The 23938-nt window shown below is 62.8% G+C and carries 21 protein-coding genes and 2 pseudogenes; 10 read left to right on the forward strand and 13 right to left on the reverse strand.

Annotation, left to right across the window (positions count from 1 at the left end; translation table 11 throughout):
* Window positions 1-29: 29 nt before the first annotated feature.
* From JO965_RS35225 to groL, 3 genes are all read left to right on the forward strand, one after another.
* On the forward strand, window positions 30-548 hold the full coding sequence (locus JO965_RS35225) for a hypothetical protein (protein ID WP_203446589.1): 519 nt from the start codon (window positions 30-32) through the stop codon (window positions 546-548).
* A 228-nt stretch (window positions 549-776) separates the two neighbouring features.
* Window positions 777-1091, forward strand: coding sequence for a co-chaperone GroES (groES, locus tag JO965_RS35230; protein ID WP_203446590.1), 315 nt, complete (start codon window positions 777-779; stop codon window positions 1089-1091).
* Window positions 1092-1147: 56 nt separating this feature from the next.
* Window positions 1148-2773, forward strand: a complete 1626-nt coding sequence (gene groL / locus JO965_RS35235; RefSeq protein WP_203446591.1) for a chaperonin GroEL — start codon at window positions 1148-1150, stop codon at window positions 2771-2773.
* A gap of 75 nt (window positions 2774-2848) precedes the next feature.
* On the opposite strand, the gene JO965_RS35240 is transcribed toward groL, so the two are convergent.
* The 3 genes and pseudogenes from JO965_RS35240 to JO965_RS49035 form a co-directional block, all read right to left on the reverse strand.
* On the reverse strand, window positions 2849-4252 hold the full coding sequence (locus JO965_RS35240; protein ID WP_203446592.1) for an ISKra4 family transposase: 1404 nt from the start codon (window positions 4250-4252) through the stop codon (window positions 2849-2851).
* 61 nt (window positions 4253-4313) lie between these two features.
* On the reverse strand, window positions 4314-4730 hold the full coding sequence (locus JO965_RS35245) for a hypothetical protein (RefSeq protein WP_203446593.1): 417 nt from the start codon (window positions 4728-4730) through the stop codon (window positions 4314-4316).
* A gap of 59 nt (window positions 4731-4789) precedes the next feature.
* Window positions 4790-5011 (reverse strand): annotated as a pseudogene (locus tag JO965_RS49035) (hypothetical protein); the annotation flags it as partial.
* Window positions 5012-5340: 329 nt separating this feature from the next.
* Here JO965_RS49035 and JO965_RS35255 point away from each other — a divergent pair.
* The 5 genes and pseudogenes from JO965_RS35255 to JO965_RS35275 all read left to right on the forward strand — a co-directional run bounded on the left by JO965_RS35255 (window position 5341) and on the right by JO965_RS35275 (window position 8209).
* The gene (locus JO965_RS35255; RefSeq protein ID WP_203446594.1) at window positions 5341-5592 is read left to right on the forward strand and encodes a hypothetical protein; all 252 of its coding nucleotides are present in this window, start codon (window positions 5341-5343) and stop codon (window positions 5590-5592) included.
* Between the two features lie 239 nt (window positions 5593-5831).
* Window positions 5832-6077: a hypothetical protein gene (locus tag JO965_RS35260; RefSeq protein WP_203446595.1), complete on the forward strand. Its 246-nt coding sequence runs from the start codon at window positions 5832-5834 to the stop codon at window positions 6075-6077.
* A gap of 108 nt (window positions 6078-6185) precedes the next feature.
* On the forward strand, window positions 6186-6620 hold the full coding sequence (locus JO965_RS35265) for a hypothetical protein (RefSeq protein WP_203446596.1): 435 nt from the start codon (window positions 6186-6188) through the stop codon (window positions 6618-6620).
* A gap of 8 nt (window positions 6621-6628) precedes the next feature.
* Window positions 6629-7543: pseudogene (locus JO965_RS35270) on the forward strand (IS1380 family transposase); the annotation flags it as partial.
* 429 nt (window positions 7544-7972) lie between these two features.
* Window positions 7973-8209, forward strand: coding sequence for a hypothetical protein (locus JO965_RS35275; RefSeq protein WP_203446597.1), 237 nt, complete (start codon window positions 7973-7975; stop codon window positions 8207-8209).
* Between the two features lie 221 nt (window positions 8210-8430).
* On the opposite strand, the gene JO965_RS35280 is transcribed toward JO965_RS35275, so the two are convergent.
* Both JO965_RS35280 and JO965_RS35285 read right to left on the reverse strand, forming a co-directional pair.
* Entirely contained in the window at window positions 8431-9237 is an 807-nt protein-coding gene (locus JO965_RS35280) for a class I SAM-dependent methyltransferase (RefSeq protein WP_203446598.1), read from the reverse strand.
* A gap of 382 nt (window positions 9238-9619) precedes the next feature.
* The gene (locus JO965_RS35285; RefSeq protein ID WP_203446599.1) at window positions 9620-10789 is read right to left on the reverse strand and encodes a sensor histidine kinase; all 1170 of its coding nucleotides are present in this window, start codon (window positions 10787-10789) and stop codon (window positions 9620-9622) included.
* Window positions 10790-11510: 721 nt separating this feature from the next.
* On the opposite strand from JO965_RS35285, the gene JO965_RS35290 reads away from it, so the two are divergent.
* Both JO965_RS35290 and JO965_RS35295 read left to right on the forward strand, forming a co-directional pair.
* Window positions 11511-14012 carry an arylsulfatase gene (locus JO965_RS35290; protein WP_203446600.1) on the forward strand — a complete coding sequence of 834 codons (2502 nt, stop codon included), beginning with the start codon at window positions 11511-11513 and terminating at the stop codon, window positions 14010-14012.
* Between the two features lie 281 nt (window positions 14013-14293).
* Entirely contained in the window at window positions 14294-15319 is a 1026-nt protein-coding gene (locus JO965_RS35295; RefSeq protein WP_203443608.1) for an IS110 family transposase, read from the forward strand.
* Between the two features lie 480 nt (window positions 15320-15799).
* Here JO965_RS35295 and JO965_RS35300 read toward each other — a convergent pair whose 3' ends face one another.
* The 8 genes from JO965_RS35300 to JO965_RS35335 all read right to left on the reverse strand — a co-directional run bounded on the left by JO965_RS35300 (window position 15800) and on the right by JO965_RS35335 (window position 23878).
* On the reverse strand, window positions 15800-16843 hold the full coding sequence (locus JO965_RS35300; protein ID WP_203439317.1) for an IS110 family transposase: 1044 nt from the start codon (window positions 16841-16843) through the stop codon (window positions 15800-15802).
* A 405-nt stretch (window positions 16844-17248) separates the two neighbouring features.
* Window positions 17249-18301 (reverse strand): ABC transporter substrate-binding protein, encoded by a 1053-nt coding sequence (locus JO965_RS35305; RefSeq protein ID WP_203446601.1) that lies wholly within the window; start codon window positions 18299-18301, stop codon window positions 17249-17251.
* Window positions 18298-19473: an FAD-binding oxidoreductase gene (locus tag JO965_RS35310; RefSeq protein WP_203446602.1), complete on the reverse strand. Its 1176-nt coding sequence runs from the start codon at window positions 19471-19473 to the stop codon at window positions 18298-18300. The genes JO965_RS35305 and JO965_RS35310 overlap by 4 nt, the downstream gene beginning before the upstream one ends.
* On the reverse strand, window positions 19470-20846 hold the full coding sequence (locus tag JO965_RS35315; protein ID WP_371826988.1) for an FAD-dependent oxidoreductase: 1377 nt from the start codon (window positions 20844-20846) through the stop codon (window positions 19470-19472). Before JO965_RS35315 ends, JO965_RS35310 begins: the two co-directional genes overlap by 4 nt.
* Complete coding sequence (locus JO965_RS35320) at window positions 20843-21133, reverse strand: (2Fe-2S)-binding protein (protein WP_203446603.1); 291 nt, start codon at window positions 21131-21133, stop codon at window positions 20843-20845. The genes JO965_RS35315 and JO965_RS35320 overlap by 4 nt, the downstream gene beginning before the upstream one ends.
* A gap of 10 nt (window positions 21134-21143) precedes the next feature.
* A complete protein-coding gene (locus JO965_RS35325) occupies window positions 21144-21938 on the reverse strand; it encodes an ABC transporter permease (RefSeq protein WP_203446604.1) in 795 nt (264 codons plus the stop codon).
* A gap of 4 nt (window positions 21939-21942) precedes the next feature.
* Complete coding sequence (locus JO965_RS35330; RefSeq protein WP_203446605.1) at window positions 21943-22803, reverse strand: ABC transporter permease; 861 nt, start codon at window positions 22801-22803, stop codon at window positions 21943-21945.
* 10 nt (window positions 22804-22813) lie between these two features.
* On the reverse strand, window positions 22814-23878 hold the full coding sequence (locus JO965_RS35335) for an ABC transporter ATP-binding protein (protein ID WP_203446606.1): 1065 nt from the start codon (window positions 23876-23878) through the stop codon (window positions 22814-22816).
* Between the last annotated feature and the right edge of the window lie 60 nt (window positions 23879-23938).

The following is a 23938-nucleotide window of genomic DNA, read 5'->3' on the forward strand; positions in this document are numbered from 1 at the left end:
ATCGATCAACTTGCACTTGGAGGAGTGCGATGGAGCAGCAGACGATCAGGATCGAACACAACCAATCACCACCGCCGTTCCTGACCCGAGAGCACCATTGGCCCAAGCGAGCAGGGAAGGGCAGTTCCAAGCATCCAGTTGGCCCTTCGCATCTCGCAACTGGCGAGTGGGCAGCCGGCGCAAACCCTCCTAGCATCGTGCCATGGGCGTCCTGGCTGGGTGGCCGCGCCAGCCGCCGTGAGGCTCCGTTCCTGCCAGATCTCGACCGGGCGTTCGTCAACCCAGCGTCCGTCTTCGGCTCGCCTCATGATGTCGTGCGCCATCCGCTGCTGACGATCGACTGCAAGCGAGAGATCTTGCAGCGCTGGGCTTGGGACGAGTATCTGCTTGATCTTGCCAATGCTGAGGGCATGCCGGAAAGCGAGCCCTTGCGCCTGGATGAGGTCAAGGCGGCCCTGCGGCTGGTCAACTTGGAGCGCAGCCCTGACCCGGCGGCCCCTGCGGCTTTCATCGTCCCGTACCACTGGGACGAAGCCCTTGCAGCTTAGAATGGGAGACTCTGGACAGGAATCTGTTTCACTTCTCCGCGGGCCTCGGCAGTGATGCCTCGCTCAAAAACGAGGTTTGTTTGTCATTGGCACTCCCGTCCAAGGAGCGCCAAAAAACTTTCACGCTCCCCTTGAACGGTAGAGCTTGGCCAACCAAATCATCGACCGCGGAGGCCCGAACGGCTCCGCGTGAGCAGTTAACAGACTGAAATCATTGGAGGAAGCTTCATGAAGTTCCGTCCTTTGCATGACCGGATCGTGGTCAAGCGCATCGACGCCGAGGAGAAGACGGCGGGCGGGATCATTATTCCCGACACTGCCAAGGAGAAGCCCCAGCAGGGCGAGGTGATCGCTGTCGGTCCCGGTGCCCGCAACGAACAGGGCCAGCTCGTTCCCCTCGACGTGAGGGTCGGCGACATCGTGCTCTTCGGCAAGTGGTCCGGCACGGAAGTGAAGATCGATGGCGAGGATCTCCTGATCATGAAGGAGAGCGACATCATGGGTGTGCTGGATCAGGCCGCTGCCCAGAAGAAGGCCGCTTAAGGCCAATCCCACAATCAGAGTCACACATCGTTACGTCTCATCAGGAGTGACGAACAATGGCTGCTAAGGAAGTCAAATTTGCCCTGGACGCCCGCGAGAAGATGCTGCGGGGTGTCGATATTCTGGCCGATGCGGTGAAGGTCACGCTCGGTCCCAAAGGGCGCAATGTGGTGATCGAGAAGAGCTTCGGCGCTCCGCGCATCACGAAGGACGGCGTCACCGTCGCCAAGGAGATCGAACTCTCCGACAAGTTCGAGAACATGGGCGCCCAGATGGTGCGCGAGGTCGCTTCGAAGCAGAACGACCGTGCCGGGGATGGCACCACGACTGCGACCGTCCTCGCCCAGGCCATCGTGAAGGAAGGCGCCAAGGCGGTTGCCGCCGGCATGAACCCGATGGACCTCAAGCGCGGCATCGACATGGCGGTCGAAGCCGTAGTGGCGGATCTCAAGACGAACGCCAAGAAGGTCACGTCCAACGACGAGATCGCCCAGGTCGGCACCATCTCGGCCAACGGCGATGCCGAGGTCGGCCGCATGCTGGCGGAAGCCATGCAGAAGGTCGGCAACGAGGGCGTGATCACCGTCGAGGAGGCGAAGTCCCTTGAGACCGAACTTGAAGTCGTCGAGGGCATGCAGTTCGACCGTGGCTACCTCTCGCCGTACTTCATCACCAATGCCGATAAGATGCGCGTAGAGCTGGAGGATCCCTACATCCTCATCCACGAGAAGAAGCTCTCGGGCCTGCAGGCCATGCTGCCTGTGTTGGAGGCCGTGGTACAGACCGGCAAGCCGCTCCTCATCATCGCCGAGGATGTGGAAGGCGAGGCACTCGCGACGCTTGTGGTCAACAAGCTGCGCGGCGGCCTGAAGATCGCCGCCGTCAAGGCGCCCGGCTTCGGCGACCGCCGCAAGGCCATGCTGGAAGACATCGCCGTTCTCACCAAGGGCCAAGTCGTCTCCGAGGATCTCGGCATCAAGCTCGAGAACGTCACCCTCAACATGCTCGGCCACGCCAAGAAGGTGGTGATCGAGAAGGAGAACACCACCATTGTGGATGGTGCCGGCGACAAGCGCGACATCGAAGCCCGTGTCGGCCAGATCAAAGCGCAGATCGAGGAGACCACCTCGGACTATGACCGTGAGAAGCTCCAGGAGCGTCTGGCCAAGCTCGCAGGCGGCGTCGCGGTGATCCGCGTCGGCGGCGCAACCGAGGTCGAGGTGAAGGAGAAGAAGGATCGTGTTGATGATGCCATGCACGCCACCAAGGCGGCCGTCGAGGAGGGCATTCTGCCCGGCGGCGGCGTGGCCCTGCTGCGCGCCCTGAAAGCTCTCGAGACGGTCAAGCCCGTCAACGACGACCAGAAGACCGGCGTCGAGATCGTGCGTCGCGCGCTCCAGGCTCCAGCCCGCCAGATCGCCCTGAACGCGGGCGAGGACGGCTCCGTCATCGTCGGCAAGGTGGCCGAGGCCAAGGACTACGCGGCTGGCTGGAACGCCCAGACCGGCGAGTACGGCGATCTCTACAGGTTCGGCATCATCGACCCTGCGAAGGTTGTGCGTGTCGCCCTGGAAGACGCCGCCTCCGTGGCAGGTCTCCTCATCACCACCGAGGCGATGATCGCGGAGAAGCCGAAGAAGGAAGCCGCGCCAGCGATGCCGGCGGGCGGTATGGACTTCTAAACTCAGGCCGAACACGACGGCGCCGCGCAAGCGGCGCCGTTTTCCTTATGGAGAGCATGAGGTTTTGTGGGGCAATCAAGCCGCTACCCGTTTGTGACCCCTGTCATTGTCGTTCATCATGCCGGGGTACCAGTGCTCGAATGCAGCACGCAGCGAGCCATCCAAGGTCCTGGTGCGGGTCTGCAGGAGCAGATGAGCCCCGCGTCGGCTCCACTGCATCTGCTGCTTCTTGGCAAAGCGCTTGCTGATCACTGCGTTCACCGTTGCCTCGACAAAGGCCGAGGAGATCCGCTCACCGGACCGATCGCGCTCGCCATAGTTGATCAGGCTGGCCTCGTTGCTGGCGATGTAGACCTGGAACTCCCGCATCGCCGTCCTGAACTTGCGCAGGTTGGAATAGCGACTGTCGAGGGCTTCCAGATCGAGGAGCAGATTATCGATGGCCTCCCGAGCGTGATAGGTGTTGCCGTGCCAGAGGAACCATTTGATCCGGCGCAGCTCATCGAGAGCCGCCGTCCCTGCGTCCTTGTCATGGTGTACCAGACCTTGGGCAAACTGGCGCACAACCGTGATCCGCATCGTGATGTGAAACCAGTCGAGGACATGCTCGCTGCACGGGCTGATCCGCTCGGCAAGGGCGCGCACCTCGTCCCCGCCGTCGGTGATAAAGGTCAGGTCCTGATCGGCCTGGAAGCCTTGGCGCCTGAGGTGATCAATGATGCGACGCTGCGGCTTGCGATCATAGCCATGAACGAAGCCGATGTAGCGGGCGTCTCCCTCTTCAGGGATGGACCGGCCGACGATCAGCTCGAAATTCCGCTTTCTGTCGCGCCAGTCGCGGATATAGCCGCTGTCCAGGCCGATAACCATCCGGCTCTCGGGGATCGGCAGATCCTCCCAATCGCGAGGGTCTCTGCCCTCGGTGAATGAAGCTCGCTGTCCAGCGAGATCGGCCTCTATCCGCTCGGCGGCGCGGAGCACATGCTGGCGTACCGTCGTCGCGTTGACGCCGCTCCCGACAGGCAGGACATCGGCCAGGAGATCGGCGGCTGCCGCATAGGGCACGAGCGAGGCCCAGCGCGTCTCGAGGTACAGGCGCTCCGGCGCAACATGGTCGGGAAGTAACTGCGTCAGCGGGGAGATCGTCGCTGGCCCATTGGTCTGGCGTTCTTTGGGAACGTAGAAGCGCGGGCTCTTCAGCTGGACATCGCCGAACAAGGTCCGGAAGGTGACTGGGTAACTGCCCTTGCACCGGAGCTTCCGACCAGTAACCTTGCAGTGGCGGTGGTTCGCGAGCCAGCCATTGACCTGAGCCTCGACGATCCGCTGCTGAGCGGCGGCCAAGAGGGCCTTGCTCTCGGCCAAGGACAGGCCCAGATCCTCGGCCCGCTCGGTGACCTTCATCAGGGATGCGACCTCCTCCGCGTCGCCAACGGTGCCGTCATCTCCGACAATCTGAAGCATGATCCTGACCTGCATGGGACCTTCCATGGGTTCTCGGGAAGCCAGGACCCGTTGCCGGCCAACGGACCTCACAGCCTCACCACTGTTGATGCATGAGGTTGAGATACTCGGCGTTACTTAGCTGCGCGTTGACGTCCCTGCGGGAGAACGGCTTACCCTGCCATCCTTGGCACACCTCAAGGCGCTCCAGAGCCTCCCGAACGTCACCGGTCCCCTCGGCGTTGATGGAGGCGCCCGTACTCCGCTTCAGAGCGAGCTGATCCACGAAATCGGCGAGGACGGCGAAGTCATGCCTCACCTCCGGAGCGGTCCAAGCTTCACGCCGGGTCAGAAAGCCGTTCACCCCACCGCAATCCTCCGGTGGGCAGGTTCCATCCCCGTCCAGGCAAATGGGATAGCTTTTCCCAGGCTCAGCCTGATGCCGCCTCTCGAGGCGCACCTCCTGCTCCCATGGACCATTGAGATCGTACTCGTAGCGGAAGCGAGCGCCCACGCGCAGGCGAAGCTCGGACGTGGGACATCCGGGGATCGAGCCGCCAGTTCCCGGGAGCCGAACCGCTTTGCCCGGAGCGTGAACTGGAACAGGTGGATGCCTTCCCAGCCCATCACGACCTGGATGACACCGTGAAGCTCCCGCAGCGTCAGGCTGGCAGGCACCAGAAACTGACGCCAGATCATCGGACTGAGCCCCAGCAGCCAGACCTTGAACTGCAGGATCTCCGGAGCTTGGGGAGGTTCAGGAATCTTGGGTTCGGATGGGGTACTCTTTGGCAAGTGAGGGTGTCTCGCAGCCTTGTTTCGTCTGGCCGGAGACCTTGTACAACCTACCCGTTATCAAACTGCCCCACACTTCCTCATGCTCTCCAGAGGGCCAGGGCGCGGAGTAATCGCCGTCCCTTCCATCCGTCGCAGGGAGGAGGGACCCTATCGCCTGCCGCATGGCGTCAGGGACCGTCTTGCGTCGTCGCTGACGCCGTTCCGCAACCGCGATGCGGTCATGACTCTCGCGGTCTTCATCGCGCGCTACCACTCCGCCCCTGGCCGCGTTGTCGAGGCCTTCCCCCCTGGATCGTCGCGAGCTCGTCGATCATCCGGATCTCGCGTTGACGGAGCGACAGATCCGAAGCGCGATCCGCGTCCTGGAGGAGATCGGGTTCCTCGACCGCGCCCTGGCGTCGGGATCCAAATATCAGGCGACGGAGGACGGTCTGCAGCGCAAGCCGATCCGGTTCATGTTCGGAGCGGAGTACGCCCCCCTGTTCATCAATGCGAATAGACGTGATGCGGCGGGCCGTGGCGGGAATTCTGGTGCGCGTCGTCCGGTCCTGCGGAAACGATGCGTCCGGTCCCTGTGACGCCCCCAGGAGGATCCCGCGCTAAATGTCCCAAAGACATGAGCGTAGCGAATACCCGTATACCTTTGGGACACATAAGAACCGGGAAAAAGATCCCTCTCCCTCCAAAATCCTTGGAACAATCTCACTTCCCGCAGAAGATGGGATCAAAGGAGGCCCCTGCGGGGCCGCTCTCCGAAGGAGATCGGAGAACGGATCGTCCATCGCCTCGATCTGTCGAGAATCGGAGATCTGCGAAGATGGCACCCGAGATGTCGCCCGTTCCGGATGAGAACGACCAACGGACCTTCAACGCGCATCTCGATGAGATTCTCGCGAAGAGCGTCGCTGCCAGACGCGTTGCCGACGCGCAGGACGGACGGTCGTCGGATCTGGGGGACATCCCCCATCCGACGAGCCGATCCCGCCCACGCCCGCCGCAGACGATCCTGCGCCATCTGCCGGGATCGCAGATCGCGAACGCGAGGAAGCCCAGGCCCAGTTGAACGCTTGGAAGACCAAACCGATCGAAATGCTATCGGAGGCGGCGAAGCGGTTGTTCCGCGGCGGATGATGGAAGGGCAGAGCGAAATTCTTGAGCCAAGGGAAAGAGAATGATCCATCCGGTTGTCGCATACCTCGAAGCCGTGAAGGACGAGCCAGGATGCGAGGCCGAACGCTTCGTGCTGCAGCATGGCCGTGTCTTCGCAGGCAGCCAACGCCCGAAGGGGATGCGCGGACAGAAGGTGGGACTGTGCTACCAGAATGCGGCCCATCATGCCCTTGACGGTCGTGGGCTGTCTTACGTCGAGGGGTTCGCCATGGGTCCCAACAAGGCGCAGGTGATCAAACACGCTTGGCTCACGAGCGACGGAACGGATGCCATCGAACCAACAGGCAAGTCGAGGGATGCGTCAGGCGGCTACTTTTTCGGAGTGCAATTCTCGACACGGGCCCTGGCGGAGTTGCTGCTCCTGCGTGGCTATCAGGGTCTTATCGATCCGGTTGACGAGGCCCTGATCAGCGCAATGGAGCGCTGGCCGGTCTAGAGAGTCCCTTCAGTCTCGTCCCGAAGCGGATCGTTCTCGACATCGATGATACGTTCGACGCCGTGCACGGCGGCCAGCAACTGCGCCTCTTCAACGCTCATCATGACGAATACGGATTCCAGCCAATCGTCGTGTTCGACGGCGACGGCCGGTTCGTGACTGCGGTGCTGCGGCCGGCGAAGCGACCCAAGGGGAGCGAGATCCGCGCCCATCTGCGCCGACTCATTCGGGCGATGCGCGCCAATTGGCCGAACACCCGAATCCTGATCCGCGGAGACAGCCATTATTGCGGCCCGCTCGTCATCGACTGGTGCCGGAAGAACGACGTCGACTTCATTCTCGGTGTCGCCCCGACATCCATCCTGCGCAACCATGTCGAGACCCTGGAGGTGAGCACGAAGGCCCGCTTCGGTGCCGCTCCACACGAGGGTAAAGTGCGGCGCTTCAAGGAGTTCCTCGACGGCGCCGCGAGTTGGAGCCGGGTCGAGCGCATCATCGCGCGCGTCGAGGCCGGGGATCAGGGCGCCGACACCCGGTTCATTGTCACCAACCTCACGGACGGCAAGGCCAGGGTGCTCTACGAAGATGTTTATTGCCGGCGTGGATCGGCAGAAAACCACATCAAGTCCTGGAAGACGCATCTCGCGGCCGACCGGACGTCCTGCACCAGAGCAACGGCGAACCAGTTCTGGCTGTTTCTGCACGCCGGCGCATACTGGCTGATGTGGGGCCTGCGAGCCATGATGCCGAAGCGCTCAACCTGGCGGGTGGCGCAGTTTGACACCTTGCGGCTGCGCCTCATCAAGATCGCCGCGCGGGTGGTTGAACTGAAGACCCAGATCCGCCTGCACATGCCGAGCGCGTGTCCCTACCAAGACATCCTGCGCGTCGTTCTTGGTCGCATACCGCGTCTTGTCACATGACGGAGGGGGCGCGCATGCCCCTGATCTGAGCTCGCCCCCGTCCACCGCAAACCCCGCCATCCTCGCCCACCGAACACAATCGGCGGCGGCAAAGGCATGCCCGAAATCCGTTCAAATACCCCGGCATTGCTCACGCCACCGACCTCGAACGGGTCGCCACGAATTAAGCGGGTTAGAGAGGGTGCTGGGCGCCTACGATGCGCAGGGTTACGGCGGGATGATCCGGCAAGGAATCAGCGCGAACAGAGCTGCATACAACAGCGGCTGTCGCTGACCTTTCCCTCAAGGCAACCGAGGGCCCGGGACCTCGTCTGCATCCTCGCCAGCAGCCTCCTCCGCCTCGCACTTAGCATTGAACCGGGCGATGGGGTCGACCAGGTGGGGGAGGAAGGCCATCGTCCGATCTCCTCCCAGGACACCTTTCACGACATGGAATCCGATGAGACCGCGCTTCTCGAGTGCCTTCGCAAGCGGTGCCAACCCATCGGCGATCAGGACGCCGCGGTAGTCGGCGCTGGTGATATCATCGAGGAGTTCCTTCTGCGGACGGTCAGGGGGCGCTCGGCACCACGCGGCCGTGCCGTGCTCGCCCTGAAAGACTGCGGGGTCCCCCTCATGTCCGCTGCCTCGCGCTCAGCCGCACGGCGCCATCCGTCCACTTGGTAGATCTCGGCACTAAAGTAAGGATCGTTCTGCGTTATTCGGGAAGGTCTGGATTTGGCACCAGGCCGACCTTATCCCAGGTTCCGTGGTTGCGCGCTGAGCGGATCTTCGTTTGATCCGTTCTCTGTTACAGCCTCGACCCGAGCCGAACCTTCAGACCTGACGACCTGGAGAGAAATCATACCAACTGGACCCTCCCAGGCCCCATTACGTACTATCCAGGATCAGGCTGGGACTAAGCCACGCACCACACGGAACACCATGGGAAATGACCGGGGTCCATCTGGCAAGCCGATCAGATATCCGGCACGAACATGCTGCTCGATTGAACCGCGGGCATCATCTGAAAGTGACATCAACATGCCCGTGACGCTGCCCGGGCCGTCGGTGAACGTAGCCCAATAATCCGCGAAGGACGAATACTCGCAATCCACGACAACGGGAGCCTCCGTCACGTCGGTGAGGCCGATCTTCCGCCACAACTCGGCCTGACCATCAGGCCAGAAGACTTGGCGCCCCGCCCGTATGGACCTGAGCGTGGCGAAGTCGGTCTCAAGCACAGCACCGGTGTGAATAACGAGGTCCCAAGCGGGCATGCCCCCAAGGAACTGAGTAACAGCGGACGCGACCACGCCGCCCGGGCGGGTCACGCGCTTCATCTCGGCAACCACCTGGTCAATGTCCGGAATAACGTCGAGGGCCAACGTGGAAACGGCCGCATCGAATACATCATTGGCGAACCGCATTTGCCGGACATCACCGTGTTCATATGTGATGTTGGGGTGAGATCGACGACGGCGCGCTCCTTCCAGGTATCCCTCCGATGCATCAACACCGATCCCATGCGCCCCCGCCTGGGCCAGTGCTCTGGTCAACACACCTGTCCCACAAGCTACATCGAGCACGCGACCGCCCGGAGGGATATTGACACGAGTGAGAAATTGGCCTGCCAGACGTTCGCTCCAACGCGCCATGAAAGTCTCGTATACGTCGGGATCAGCCCAATTGTATCGAAGCTGCGGGGTTTCCATGGCTTGCCATCCTCCCTCGATCGAGAATGGAATATAACACGGTCTTGGGGGGCAGCGCGTATCACGAAGCCTTCCCGGCGACCTGAATGGTTCAATCAGCCCCACTGAGCTTCCGAGAGCCGGAACATTTGACGGAGCGGGAACCGGGTTCAAGCAGCCTGCATAGGAGCCAGCCACGGCCGAAGGGCAGCTTCTGGCACATCCGCGAAGTAGACCGAATGTCTGCTGCCGAAGGGGACAACAGACATTCCTGGATCGTTGGCAATTTCCTTAGATGACCCACTGCGGACCATATCCGCGGTATGTGTATATGCCTGAACGAAGCGCGTAATGCTGTCGGCGCTGAATTCCATAGCCGCCTCTTGAACTACGCTGACGCCAATCATAGGGGCAATGGAAATCTCACGCAGGTGCGTGTCCCTTTCTCGGCTGGCTCCTGCTCGACTTGGCCATCAAGCTGGGTCGTGAAGGCATCAATGAGGCGTAGGCCCAACCCGCCTTGGCGGGGCGATCCCATCCCGCGCCCGTTGTCCTCGACCGCCAGGCAAGCCTCACCCAGTTCGGGGGCCATCGTGAAGGTCACTCGGATAATCCCACCGCTCTCATCGAATGCGTACTTGAGCGAGTTGGTGACCAACTCGTTGACGATGAGGCCGGCCGCGACTGCCCGGTCGAGCGGGAGCAGCGCTCCCCTGTGGGTTTCCACTTCAATGGTGACCTCGTCCCGCCGCGGATCGATGTTGGCGCAGAGCGCCCGCAAGTAGTCGCCGAACTCGACATTGCTGACCCCCGTCTCGAACGACAGTTGGTCCTGCGCCAAGGCAATGGCATGAACCCGGTCCATGACGCTCACGAAGCGATCCCGGTCTTCCGGCGTGGACGCATGCCGCCGCTGGAGCGCCAGGAAGGAGATGATGGTCTGGAGGTTGTTCTTCACCCGGTGCTGGAACTCGCGCAGGACCACCTCGGCAAAGGATTTCTGCCGGGCATGCTCCGCTGTGGTCTCTGCTGCCTTGTCCTCGGTCTCCTGACGCAGGAGGGCGACGCCCAGGATGTTGGCCATGGTGGTCAGGAAGGTGACGTCATCCTCGTCGAAGGAGCGCGGCTCCTCCGCGTCCATCTCCAGCACGCCCCAGGTGCGCCCGTCGATCCGGATCGGCACGTTCAGGACCGAGACGATGCCGTGCTCGCGCAGCGTCGGCGGGGTCCGGAACTCGGGGTCGTTCGGCAGGTCCTCGATGATGACCGGAGCTGACGTCTGCATCGTCCGGCCGGCGACCGAGGCGCTGTCGAGAGAGAACGTTGTGTTGCCCACCACACCCGGCTTCCAGCCGACGCCCGCCACGAGCAGGAGATCGCCTTTGTCCGGGCGGTAGTGCATCACCTTGACGTGCCGGATGTGGGTGACGCGGGAGACCCGGGCGGTGACGTAGTGCAGCAGCCGCTCGGTCGGCAGGACCGCAGAGGCGACCCGGCTGAAGGCCGCGAGTGCCCGCTGATACTCGTGCAACCGCTTCGGTTCAGGGGCAGGATTACCGCTCCTTTTGGGCATTTTCCCCTCAACAATGTCCATCCGGCACCTTCAATGTTGAGTTAAAGGCGGTGCCACAATATTGAGTTCCCTAAATGGCCTTCCGCGAGCTTTCACATCCACCGGAGTGCGGGTCAGGGTGAGGGCGTGTAAGCCTGGAAAGTCTCCTAATGGCACTCCTGAGATCTAAGCGTGAAGGCAGCAAGCCCCATCGAACCGGACATCCCGAACGCGCAAGGTGTCTCGGCTCCTAACCCTGAACCGACCTTCCGCTCTCTTCGGGAACAGCCGACCCATCATCCGCTTTCCCACCGCACCGGAAAGGCGTATCGTCCTAACCTCAAGCAAAGTCCTGCGTTCGACCTGGGCTCCCGACGAGCCGCTTTCGATCGACAGCTTTGTCGACGTCGCTCCTGAGCCGAGTGGTTGCGTAAACCCAGGCAGAGGAGGAGCTGGTGGATACCCGACGATCCTTTGCGTCCACATTCGCTTCCGCCCCTCGCCGTATCCAGTGGGCGGGGTGGGCCAGGCGGCTGGCAGCATTGTCCCAATTCGCACCCGAGGCAGGACTTGCCGGCGGTCGATGCCACGGAGCCCACGTGCGGTTAAAGGGCCATCGGCTCAGAGGTCGCCTGGATCCGATCTCAGGGAAACACCCGATGGCTCGCGCTCCGGGCCTGATGCAGACTGGGCAGCAGGGATGTCGCTGGACCTCCGGAAGTCGAGCGATCAGGAGGCCAACATGAGTGACGACCACTCGAAAGACAAATCTCCGCGTCCGCAATCCCAAGGCGACAAAGGCCTCAAACGCCGTGATCTGTTGTTGAGCGGAAGTTCACTGCTCGCAGTTTCGGCACTGGCAACGGCAGCTCCGAACACCTCGGCGAACGGGCAATTGAAGGAATTCAGGCCCGGCACCACATTTCCTGGCCGCATAGGCCGCACCGTCGAAGAATCTTCGCCGGCTTGGCCGGCACCCGTGCGCGCCAAGGCCGGGGCGCCGAACGTGCTCTTCATCGTCATCGACGACACGGGCTTCGGCCAGCTCGGCTGCTTCGGCGGCCTGATCGAGACACCGAACATCGACGCCCTGGCCGAGGACGGCCTGCGCTACACGAACATGCACACCACGGCGCTCTGCTCGCCGTCGCGGTCCTGCATCCTGACCGGCCGCAACCACCACTCGAACCACATGGCCGGCATCACGGAGATATCCACCGGCTTTCCCGGCTACGACGGGTACATTCCGTTCGAGAACGGATTCCTCTCCGAGATCTTGCAGCGACAGGGCTACAACACCTATGCCATAGGTAAATGGCACCTGACGCCGTCGGAGGCCACCTCCGCGGCCGGCCCATACGATCGCTGGCCGCTCGGCCGGGGGTTCGAGCGGTACTTCGGCTTCCTGGGAGGCGACACGCACCAGTACTATCCGGAGGTGGTCCGCGACAACACGCAGACCGAGCCCGAGAAGACGCCGGAGGAGGGCTATCACCTGACGCCCGACCTGGTCGAGAAGGCGAAGGCGATGATCGCTGACGCCAAGCAGGTGGCGCCCGACAAGCCGTTCTTCATGTACCTCGCCACCGGCGCGGGGCACGCCCCCCATCACGTGCCGAAGGAGTGGGCCGACCGCTACAAGGGAAAGTTCGACGGGGGCTGGGATGCTTACCGCGGGACCGTGTTCGCGCGCCAGAAGGAGATGGGCCTCATGCCAAAGGAGGCCGTCCTCTCCCGGCACGATCCCGACGTCCAGGACTGGACCACGCTCTCCTCCGATGAGCGCAGGCTTTACGCGCGGATGATGGAGGTCTTTGCCGGATTCCTCTCCCACACCGACCACTACATCGGAGAGTTGATCGCCTTCCTGAAGACGATCGGCGAGTACGACAACACCCTGATCATGCTGATCTCCGACAACGGCGCCAGCCCCGAGGGCGGGCCGACCGGCTCGGTCAACGAGAGCAAGTTCTTCAACAACGTACCGGAGGACCTGGCGCAGAACCTCGCGGCGATCGACGACATCGGCAGCCCGAAGTACTTCAACCACTATCCCTGGGGCTGGGCGCATGCCGGCAACACGCCATTCCGGCGCTGGAAGCGCGAGACCTATCGCGGCGGCGTCAGCGATCCGTTCATCGTGTGCTGGCCGAACGGGATCAAGGCGCGCAGCGAAGTGCGCACTCAGTATGCGCACGCCATCGACATGGTGCCGACCGTGCTCGAGGCGCTCGGTCTCGAGGCCCCGACGGCGATCCGCGGCGTCACGCAGTCGCCGATCGAGGGCGTCAGCTTCGCCCACACCTTCGACGACGCCAACGCGGCGAGCCGGCACACCACGCAGTACTTTGAGATGTTCGGGCACCGGGCCTTGTACCACGAGGGCTGGCGGGCGGTCTGCCCGTGGCCGGGCCTGTCGTTCGTCGAGGCGCCGGCGGCGTTCGGCGATCCGATCTCCGCCGCCAAACTCACGGAGCTCGACGCGAAGGGATGGGAGCTCTACGATCTGACCAAGGATCCGACCGAGACGGCCAATCTGGCGGAGACGGAACGCGCCCGGCTGATCGCGATGATCGGGACGTGGTATGCCGAGGCTGGCAAGTACAACGTCCTGCCGATCGACAGCCGCACCACGCTCAAGTTCGCGGAACAGCGCCCGCAGCTTTCAGTCGGTCGCGACAAGTACATGTACTACCCCGGCACCCAGGTGATCCCCGGCAATGCCGCGGCCAACGTGCTGAATCGGCCGCACTCGGTGACCGCGGAAGTCGAGATACCCAAGGGCGGCGCGGAGGGCGTGCTCTATTCCATGGGCGGCAACGACGGCGGCTTCGCGTTCTACGTGAAGGACGGGAAGCTGCGGTACGGCTACAACTACGTCGCGCAAGACTACTTCTCCATCGGATCCAGCGACCGGGTGCCGGAGGGGCACCATTTCCTCAGTTTCGAGTTCACGCCGACAGGCAAGGCGGACCTCGCCAAGGGCATCGGCACGCCGGCCACGGTGCGGCTCCTCGTCGACGGCAAGGAGGTCGGGCGTGGCGATCTGCCGGTCACGACTCCGATAGGATTTGGCCTCAGCGGGGCCGCTGCTGTCGGCACCGATCCCGGTTCGCCCGCCATGCCGGAGTACAAGCCCCCATTCAGGTTCACCGGCACCATCAAGCGGGTTCAGGTGGACACGAGCGGTGAGTTGATCGAGGACAAGGCTGCCAAGTTCCGGGCGGTGATGAAGCGTCAGTGACCGCGCGGTTTCGCCGGTCAGCCCGTCTTTGGCCGGTGGGCATGAACGCCCCAGGTGCCCCAACGAGTGGGATGCGGTGGGACAAGCGCTGCGATCCACTTCCGTCGAGAACGGTCGGGCAGGATCGGCTGCGCCTGCCCGCACGCGTCGACGGGCGCAGCGACCCGATCGCTGCTCAATGAGGCCGCAGGCCTGATGTCTGCAATTGATGCTGTGGACGGCTCCCACCCAGCGGTGAGGTAGCATGGCTGTTGTCAGCAGCCAGCGAACAGGAGCAGCCCATGAGCACGGTCACTACCATTGGTCTGGACATCGCCAAGTCCGTCTTCCAGGTGCATGGCATCGATGCCGAAGGGGTCGTGATCATCCGACGCCAGGTCAGGCGAGGGCAGGTGCTCAAGTTCTTTGCTTCCCTGCCACCCTGTCTGATCGGCATCGAGGCCTGTGCGAGCGCCCATCACTGGTCACGGGAGTTGCAGAGCCTCGGTCATGAGGTGAAGCTCATGCCGCCGGCTTATGTCAAACCGTATGTAAAACGACAGAAGAACGACATGGCCGATGCCGAGGCGATCTGCGAGGCAGTCACCCGGCCCACCATGCGCTTTGTCGAGACGAAGACGTGCGAGCAGCAAAGCACCCTGATGCTGCACCGGGTGCGGCTGATGCAGGTGCGGCAGAGGACCATGCTCACCAATGCGATCCGAGCACACCTGGCGGAGTTCGGCGTGGTGGCGAAGATCGGCCGGGAAGGTGTTGATGAGTTGCTGCTCATGGTCAGCAACGAAGATGAGCGCATCCCGGAGCTGGCCCGGGCCTGCATCCTGGCCTTGGCCGAGCAACTGGTGCTGCTCAAGCGCCAGATCCTGGAGATGGACCGACGGATCACCGCCTGCCACCGCGCCAACGAAGTCAGCCGCCGGTTGGCCGAGATCCCCGGTGTGGGTCCGCTGCTCGCATCAGCTCTCGTGGCCCATGTTCCCAACCCGAAGGCCTTCTCATCCGGGCGCAATCTGGCGGCCTGGATCGGCTTGGTGCCGAAGCAGAACTCCAGCGGCGGCAAGGAGCGGCTCGGCGGCGTGACCAAACAGGGCAACCGCTACCTGCGCTCCCTGCTGACGGTGGGCGCACTCGCAGTGATCCGCTTTGCCCAGCGGCACGGGACGAAGCGGCCGTGGATCGTGCAACTGCTGGCGCGGCGGGCCACGAAGGTAGCGGCGGTGGCCCTGGCCAACAAGATGGCCCGGATGGTGTGGGCGATCATGGCCAAGGGCGAGCACTATCGGGAGCCTGTTGTACAAGCGGCATAATCATCGTCGGAAGGCTCCGGCGATCACGAGGTTGGAAAGGGCGAACAGACGTTAATGCAGGATCCGGTCGAACCGGGAAGCGGGACACCCCACTCGTGCCAGAGCATCTTGGAATGCGAGCTTTTGGTCGGGACCCCTTCGCGGAGGGCATTATGGCCAGCGGTCATAAGCACCGCATCAACAGGTCGAACACATGGCCTATGTGGACGGCCCCCGCCTCGCAAGAAGATTTCGGCATGGTTTGATCGGATCGCTTGCGGTCATATGTCCGGCCTTTCATTGCAGTCACACATGACCGCTGGCCAAGATGGCGTCCGCTCTGTGAGTTCCCAACAGCACCGCGGCCTCGCCAGACCACAGTCATGTGCGGAGTGTCTCACCGTCTGGATCGATCGATCACACCATCTGCTCGCTTCCTTGCAAGGTCCGACACCAGCTCAACACGAGAGCGCTTGAAGGGTTCTCATGTCGGGCTGATCTCTACACAGCGCACGCCGCTGCCGATACTGACGCTGGGGCTTTGTAGCTCTCCCCTGTCACCATCAGCTTCCAGGCAATGCGGGCGATCTTGTTGGCCAGCGCCACGGCAACCAGCTTGGGCGGCTTGCGCTGGAGCAACGCCACCAGCCACGGCGAAGGCGGCGCACTCTGGCCGCGCCGCAACTGCCGGATGACAGCAGTCGCCCCGACCACCAGCACGCTGCGCAGGGCCTCGTCACCGGCCCGCGTGATCACCCCATGCCGCACCTTGCCGGCGGTGGAATGATCCTTCGGGGTCAAGCCAAGCCAGGCGGCAAAGTGGCGGGCCGAGCGAAAGGCCTCGGGTGCAGGCGTCTTCATCACCAACATCGCAGCGCCGATCGGACCCACCCCAGGAATCCTGGCCAAGCGTCGGCTGATCTCATGGGCGCGGTGCCAAGCCATGAGGCGATCTTCAATCTCCTCCAATCGGGCCTGCAGCTGCGCATACTCCGTGGCCTGCATCGCAAACAGCTCCCGGGCGAGAGCCGGCAAGGTCTCCTCGGTTTTGACCCGCTCCAGCAGAGGCTCGATCCGGCACAGCCCCTTAGGGGCAATGAGCCCGAACTCCGCCGCATAGCCGCGGATCACGTTGACCAGCTGGGTGCGCTGCCGGATCAAGCGATCGCGCACGCCCACCAGCATCAAGGCCGCCTGCTGGTCGGCTGTTTTGACCGGCACGAAGCGCATGGTGGGCCGGCTCATCGCCTCGCAGATCGCCTCGGCATCAGCCGCATCGTTCTTGCCACGCTTGACGTACGGCTTGGCCAATTGCGGCGCGATCAGCTTCACCTGGTGCCCTAACGACTGCAGAAGGCGCGCCCAATGGTGCGAGCCCCCACAGGCTTCAAGGGCAACTACGGTGGGCGGAAGCTTGCCAAAGAAGGTGATCAGATCCTGGCGCCGCAGCTTCTTGCGCAGCACCGGCTCCTCGGCGGCATTCACGCCGTGCAGTTGGAAGACGTGCTTTGACGTATCCATTCCGATGCGGATAATCTGGTCCATGGACGGTCTCCTGTGACTGAGATCTGCAACGACCTCATTCTGGCACAGCGATGCCGTAAGGGGGCCGTCCACTCCAACAGCATCGACCAGCCTTGCAGAAGCGTTTAATAAATCCCTTGCCAACAGGGAGCCGTCCACACATGGCACGAGGCCGACCTTGGAGGTATTTCCGCAATGGAGCGGGATTGGGACCTTCGCGGGACCTCGCTCAAGGGCTTTGGTTGACCCAAAGCCGACTTTAGATGAATGGCTTAGATCGCAGCGGAGAGCAGGAATTTTGGGCGCTGCCTATTTGACCTACCGCAGATCTCGGTTGCGCTCTGGCGCTCTTCAAATGCTCCAAGGGGGATAAGAGAGCCAAAGGCGGACGCATCAAGCGTCCGCCTCGGTCTTATGATGATGATATCAGCGTTCGATGGTCTTGTTCCAGCGGCTGTTCCATTCAGGCCGCTTCTCGTTGATTGTATCCCAGTCGAGTGTGACGGCAGTCTTCATGTACTCGTGGAACTTCTTGAGTTTGGCTTCCGCTTCCGGCGTGGGGGCTTTGGTTTTCACGTTCGAAGGAACGATGTTGCCGTATTGGAGTGCCTTGCTCTGAGCTTCCGGCGACAGGAGATATGCAGCAAGCTTCTGAGCCAGTTCCGGCTCGCTGTTGTTGGCGATGACGCACTCGGTCACCATCAGCACAACGGAGCCTTCCTTAGGTTGAGCATATTCCACCGGGATGTTCTTTTCTTGATGAGCCGCCACGGCCGTGGGCGTCAACGGGAAGATTGCGGCTTCTCCGGTCTGTACCATCTCGGAGATCTTAGCCGAGCTGGGGATATACTCGAGCACGTTCGGGCCGATGGTGTCCTTGAACTTGGAAAAGCCCGGCTCGACGTTCTTCTCATCGCCACCCTGGATCCGGTTGAACATCAGGAACGCATGCAGGCCAAAGGACGAGGCCGCGGCGGATTGGAACACGACCGCCCCCTTGTACTTCGGATCCGCGAGATCCATCCAGGAGGTCGGCGGGGCCCAGCCCTTTTCTTCAAACATCTTCTTGTTGTAGGCGAGACCCGTCATGCCGAGGTCGATACCGACGGCCATGTCATTCTTCAGCCGGGCTCCCGGGGCGAGATCGGCCAGAGCCGGCGTATCCTTCACCTTCTCGCAGAGGCCGGCGCCGATGGCGCGCACCATGACGCCGTCGTCGAGGAACATCACGTGCATCTGAGGATTGCTTTTGGCCGCCGTAGCCTTGGCGAGAATATCGGACGACGTGCCCGGCACGACGACGACCTTCACGCCGTTCGCCTTCTCGAAATCCGGAAAGACATTCTGCGTATAGGTTTTCTCGAAGTTGCCGCCATTCATGCCGACATAGAGCGTCTTGGTCTGAGCCTGGACTGCGCCCGCGGTGGTGATGGCAAGCGCAGCAAAGGCCGCGGTCTGTAGGAATTTGGACTTGGTCATTTCAAAGTTTCCCTCTTTTGGGGCTCGGGGATGGTACCCACAGGGGAGCCCTGGTCCATGCGGGCAAATCGGTCGATGGCAAAGGCGTCAATCGGCGTTGGGCTTTCACCGTCACGGATGAGTTCGGCGAGGACTTCACCGACACCTGGTGCGATCTGGAATCCGGCGCCTGAGAAGCCGAAGGCGTGAATAAGGTTCGGTGTGGTCCGGCTGAAGCCGATGACTGGGTTCCTGTCCGTCATCTCGCCTTCCGTGCCGCTCCAGAAGCGGATGGCGTAGGCATTGCGCAGGACCGGGAACAGGCCTGCCGCGCGGTTCATGATGGTGACGGCACCGATGTCTGTGGGGCGCGAGAAGTCCGGATTCGCAATCGGCTCGCCGCGCATGCCGCCGACGATGCAGTTGCCGCGCTCCACCTGACGCGCATAGATGCCGCCGCCTTCCGCGCCGATGTTCACGTTCATGAACACGTCCAGCGGTTCGGTGACGATCATGCTCGGATAGATGCGCTGGAGAGGTACCGGTTCCCCGAAAGCCTCGGCGAAGGCGCCCGCCCAAGCCCCGGCGCTGTTGATGACGAACCGCGCCTTGATCTCGGTCCCTCGGCCCGCCGAGAGACGGAAGCCTTCCGGCGCCTTCTCAACATAGGACACTGGCGTATGTTCGAGAACCTCTGCTCCGGCCCGCCGGGCCGCAAGGGCGAAAGTCGCCGAAACGAGGCGCGGATTGGCATGGCCGTCTCCAGGGCAGAGCGATGCTCCCGCGACATCTCCCGCAATCCAGGGAAACCGCTCCCGGAGCTGGTTATGGCCGATCAGTTCGAGGTCGAGCCCCAACTCCGCAACGCGTGCCGCATAGCCTTCAAGCGATGCCATCTCGGCCTCTGTCCGAGCCACCTTGAGATGGCCGGAGCGCACGAACTCACCATCAATGCCGATGAGCTCCTTCAGACGCGGCCAAATGGCATGAGCGCGCTGGGACAGGGCGATCTGCTCGGGAGGGCGCCCCTGACGCCGCACGCCGCCGTAATTGACGCCGCTCGCCTGCGCGCCGCAGAAGCCCTTGTCGAGGAGAACGACGGAAAAGCCCATGCGACGAAGGGCGAGCGCAGCGGAACTGCCGACAAGTCCGCCGCCGATGATCGCCACGTCCTTGAGAAGGATCCGGCTCATGCGGCCTCTCCGTCTGCCATGATCTCGAGAGGGAGAGGCTTGATGGGCGGCTGTGCACGCAGCCGGCCAACGGCCTCCAGCGGTTGGCCGTGAGCAGCTGCCAGGATCTCTGCCGCCGCGCCTGCGCACATCCGTCCCTGGCATCGGCCCATGCCGATACGGGTCAGGGCCTTGAGACGATTGAGTTCGTGCACCCCCTGATCGCGCGCCGCGGCACGCGCCTGACCGACGGAAATCTCCTCGCAGCGACAGAGGAGAACATCGTCGGTAATGTTGCTCGCCCATTTGTCGGGGAAGGGGAAGGCGGCTTCGAGAACGTCGCGGAACCGTTGGATCGCGGCAAGCTTGCGTTCCAGCACCGCGATCCGCACGTGGTCGACGGAACGGCCAGCATCTTCGAGGAGGGCGAGACTGGCTCGCTCTCCCGCGAGCTCGGCGGCGTCCGCTCCGGCAATCCCGGCCCCGTCGCCTGCGATATAGAGATCAGGCACACTGGTGCGCCCCGCTATGTCGCGTTCTGGTCGCCACGCACGATCCCGTCCGTCGAAGACGAAGCGACACCCCGCAAGATCTGCCAGCTGCGTTTCTGAGCGCAGGGCAAAGCCGTATCCCACGGCATTGCAGGCCAGGCGATGTTCCTTTCCTCGCTCACGCCAGACAATGCCCTCGACCTGTGTCTCGCCCTCGATCCGATCCGGTTCGACGCCGAAATGCACCGGGACGCCGCGTGCCATGAATTCGGCTGCATAGCGGAATCCGCGCATCACCACACCCGGCTGAGACAGCAGACCGCGCAGGAGATGAAGCTTCGCCGAAAAAGGAGCCGTATCGAGTACGGCGGCAACCCGGGCACCGGCTTTCACATATTGCCAAGCGACGAGATAGAGCAGAGGCCCGGAGCCGAGGAAGACAACCCGCTCGCCGATGGCGCAGCCTTGCGACTTCAGTGCGATCTGCGCTCCGCCAAGGGTGAAGACACCCGGGGTGGTCCAGCCACGGAAGGGAAGCACACGATCGGTGGCACCCGTGGCGAGGATGAGATGGCTGAAGGGGAGGCGACGGGTTCGGCCGCCGACCGCTACATCGGCAACCTTGTCCCGGACGTTCCAAACCAGAGCCTGCGGCAAATAATCGATCTGGTCCCTGATGCGCGCAAAGGCCTCGTGCAGCGCCGTCGCCTTCCCGGCCTCCGATCCGTAGAGGTCGCGTGGCGTGCGCTCATCAGGAACGAGCCTCTGGCGATAGATCTGTCCGCCACCGGACGCTGCCTCATCGACGACGATTGGCCTGATGTCCGCGTCCACGAGGGCTTGGGCGGCGCGGATTCCGGCGGGACCGGCACCGACGATCAGCGGTCGAAGGGTGTCTTTCACGATCTCGGCTCCGTAATGGTTCGAAGATTCATTCCCGGCTCGAGAATCGTGCTGCAGGCGCGGATGCGCCTGCCGTCGCTCGTCAGGACCCAGCAGTCCTGGCACGCGCCCATCTGGCAGAAGCCAGCCCGCGGGGCGCCTGAGAAGTCGCTGAGACGCAGCCGATCAGTCCTGGTAAGAATGGCGGTCAGAACCGTGTCGCCCGCGAGGCCGAAGCAGGCCTCACCATTCAGCGTAAAGGCAATCGGGGGAAGCTTGTGGCGGGCGAGGCGCTTGAGAAGAGCCATATCTTTTTCCTCAGCGCTGCCCGACAAGGATGCGGTCGAGCCCGAAGGCGCGATCCAGCACCAGCATGGCGACGGCCGTGATGGCGATCATCAGAGCCGAGACGGCCGCCATCATCGGATCGATGGACTCCGTCGCGTACATGTACATGCGGACCGGCAGCGTGACGGTTGCGGGCGAGGTGACGAAGATCGACATCGTCAGCTCGTCGAAGCTGTTGATGAAGGCAAGCAGCCAGCCGCCCGTGATACCGGGCAGGATCATGGGAGCGGTGATGCGACGAAACGCGGTCCATTCCCCGGCACCAAGTGTCCGCGCGGCCTGCTCGGCACTGCGATCGAGCCCGGATAGGGCAGCGAGCACGAGACGGAGCACATAGGGCGTCACGATGATGATGTGTGTCGCGACAAGCCAGGCAAAGCTTCCCGTGGCGCCGATGAGCGCGAACAGACGCAGAAAGGCGACACCGAGCACCAGATGTGGAATGATCAGCGGCGACAGGAACAGGGCATTCAGGAAGTCCCGGCCCGGGAACGTGTAACGGCTGATAGCAAGTCCCGCGGGCACCGCGAACACGACAGCGAGCGTCGCGGAGAGGGTCGCCAACCAGATGCTGTTCCAGAAGGACGCCATGAAATCCGGATGCGCGAAGACAGCTGCGAACCAGCGCAGCGACAGGCCAGTTGTCGGCAGGCTTAGCGTGTTCTCGGGCGTGAACGCGACAAGGCAGATGATGACGAGCGGTGTCAGGACGAAAGTCAGGACGAGAATGTGAAAGATGAGAGCGATGGGGCCATTCTTCTGCATGGTGTCACCCGAGGGTCCGGCGTGCACGAGCCTCGACCATGCGGTTGTAGGCCAGCATGATGCAGAGGTTTGCGACAAGCACGATGATCGCGATGGTGGCTCCGAGAGGCCAGTTCAGCTCTTGCAAGTATTCGTCATAGACCAGCGTCGCCGCCATCTTCAGGCGACGGCCGCCAAGCAGAGCCGGAACGGCGAAGGCGCTAGCCGACAGCCCGAAGACGATGAGGCTGCCAGATAGCATGCCCAGCGTCACCTGCGGCATGACCACCCGGCGAAGAGCCGTGAAGTGCGAGGCGCCGAGCGTCCAGGCCGCAGCCTCGACCATGGGGTCTAGTTTCTGCAATGCCGTCCATACCGGAATGACCATGAACGGCAGCATGACGTGGACGAGAGCGATGACAATGGCGGTCTCGGTGTAGAGGATCCTGGCCGGCGGGAATCCGAGAAGCTGCAGTGCCTGATTTACGAGGCCCTGCGAGCCGAGCAGCATGCTCCAGCCAAAAGTGCGGACCACGACGGAGACGAGCAATGGGCCGATGATGACGAGGAGGAAAACCGAGCGCCATGGATCGCGCATGCGCGACAGAATATAGGCTTCCGGAACCCCGATCGCGACACAGATGATCGTGGTCAGCGCTGCGATCCGCAGCGTTCTCCAGAAGATTTCGAGATAATACCCATCCGTAACGACTGTGACGTAGTGGGACAGGGTGAAGGTGTTCTGGATGCCGGTGGAATGATCGTAGGCATGAAACGACAGGATGACGGTCAGCGCCAGCGGCAGCAGCACGAGACCGACAAAGAACAGAGCTCCGGGACCGGCAAGCAGCCATGGGGCGGAAGAGGTGGGTGAACGCGGAGTCATCTTGCTCCCTTCAAGCCGCTGCGGCGGTGCCCGCGATGACGCGCAGGTTGGCGGGCGACCAGTCGAGGCTCACCGGAGAGCCTTCCGCAGGCGGCTCGTCACCTTGGTTGGGAGTGGACACCGTCATGGTCCCAAGCAGGGTCTCGATCGTAAAGAGCCATTGGCTGCCGAGAAAGAAGCGGCTGGCGATGCGCCCCTCGAGGCGGCCTGCGCCAGCCTCTCGCAACAGGATCTTCTCTGGGCGGATCGACAGTGTGACCTGTGTGCCAGGGGCGATCTCCGGCGCAGAGGCCTCCAGCAGGGTGCCTCTGATGTCCACAGCTCCGGATGCGCCATCGCGGCGCCAGGTGCCGGGCAGAAGATTGGTCTTGCCGACGAAGGACGAGATAAAGGCGTTCGAGGGCTGTTCGTAGAGGCGGTAGGGTGCATCCACCTGGGTCATCTGTCCGCCTTCCATCACGACCACACGGTCGCTGATGGAGAGCGCTTCGGCCTGATCATGGGTGACCATGATCGTTGTCGTGCCAACCTTGCGCTGGATCCGGCGCAATTCGAACTGCATCTCCTCCCGCAATTTGGCATCAAGATTGGAGAGCGGCTCGTCCAGCAGAAGGACAGGCGGCGCAATGACGAGGGCGCGGGCGATGGCGACACGCTGCCTCTGGCCGCCCGAGAGCTGGCGCGGATAGCGATCGGCAAAGGAGGAGAGTTGCACCAGCGAGAGCGCCTCGCGTACGCGCTCCGTGCGTTCAGCCGACGGCACGCGGCGCATCTCGAGGCCAAAGGCGACGTTCTGCGCAACAGTCATGTGAGGAAAGAGCGCATAGCTCTGGAAGACAACGCCCAAGCCGCGGCGATTGGGTTTCTCGCGCGTGATGTCACGACCGTCGAGCGAGATCCGCCCATAGGTTGGTTCGACCAACCCGGCGATCATCTGCAAAGTCGTTGTTTTCCCGCAGCCCGATGGGCCGAGAAGCGAAACGAATTCGCCCTTTTCGATCGTAAGATCGACATCGCGCACGGCCGTGAATGTACCGAATTCCTTCGAAACCCCTTCGAGTGTCAGGAACGCCATACAATTCCTCCAATCCCTGCAGCGCTTCAGATCGCAGCCTGAGTGAGCGTGGTGCCTGGA

The organism is Microvirga sp. VF16 (assembly GCF_016864375.1).
In the GTDB taxonomy this organism is placed as follows: domain Bacteria; phylum Pseudomonadota; class Alphaproteobacteria; order Rhizobiales; family Beijerinckiaceae; genus Microvirga.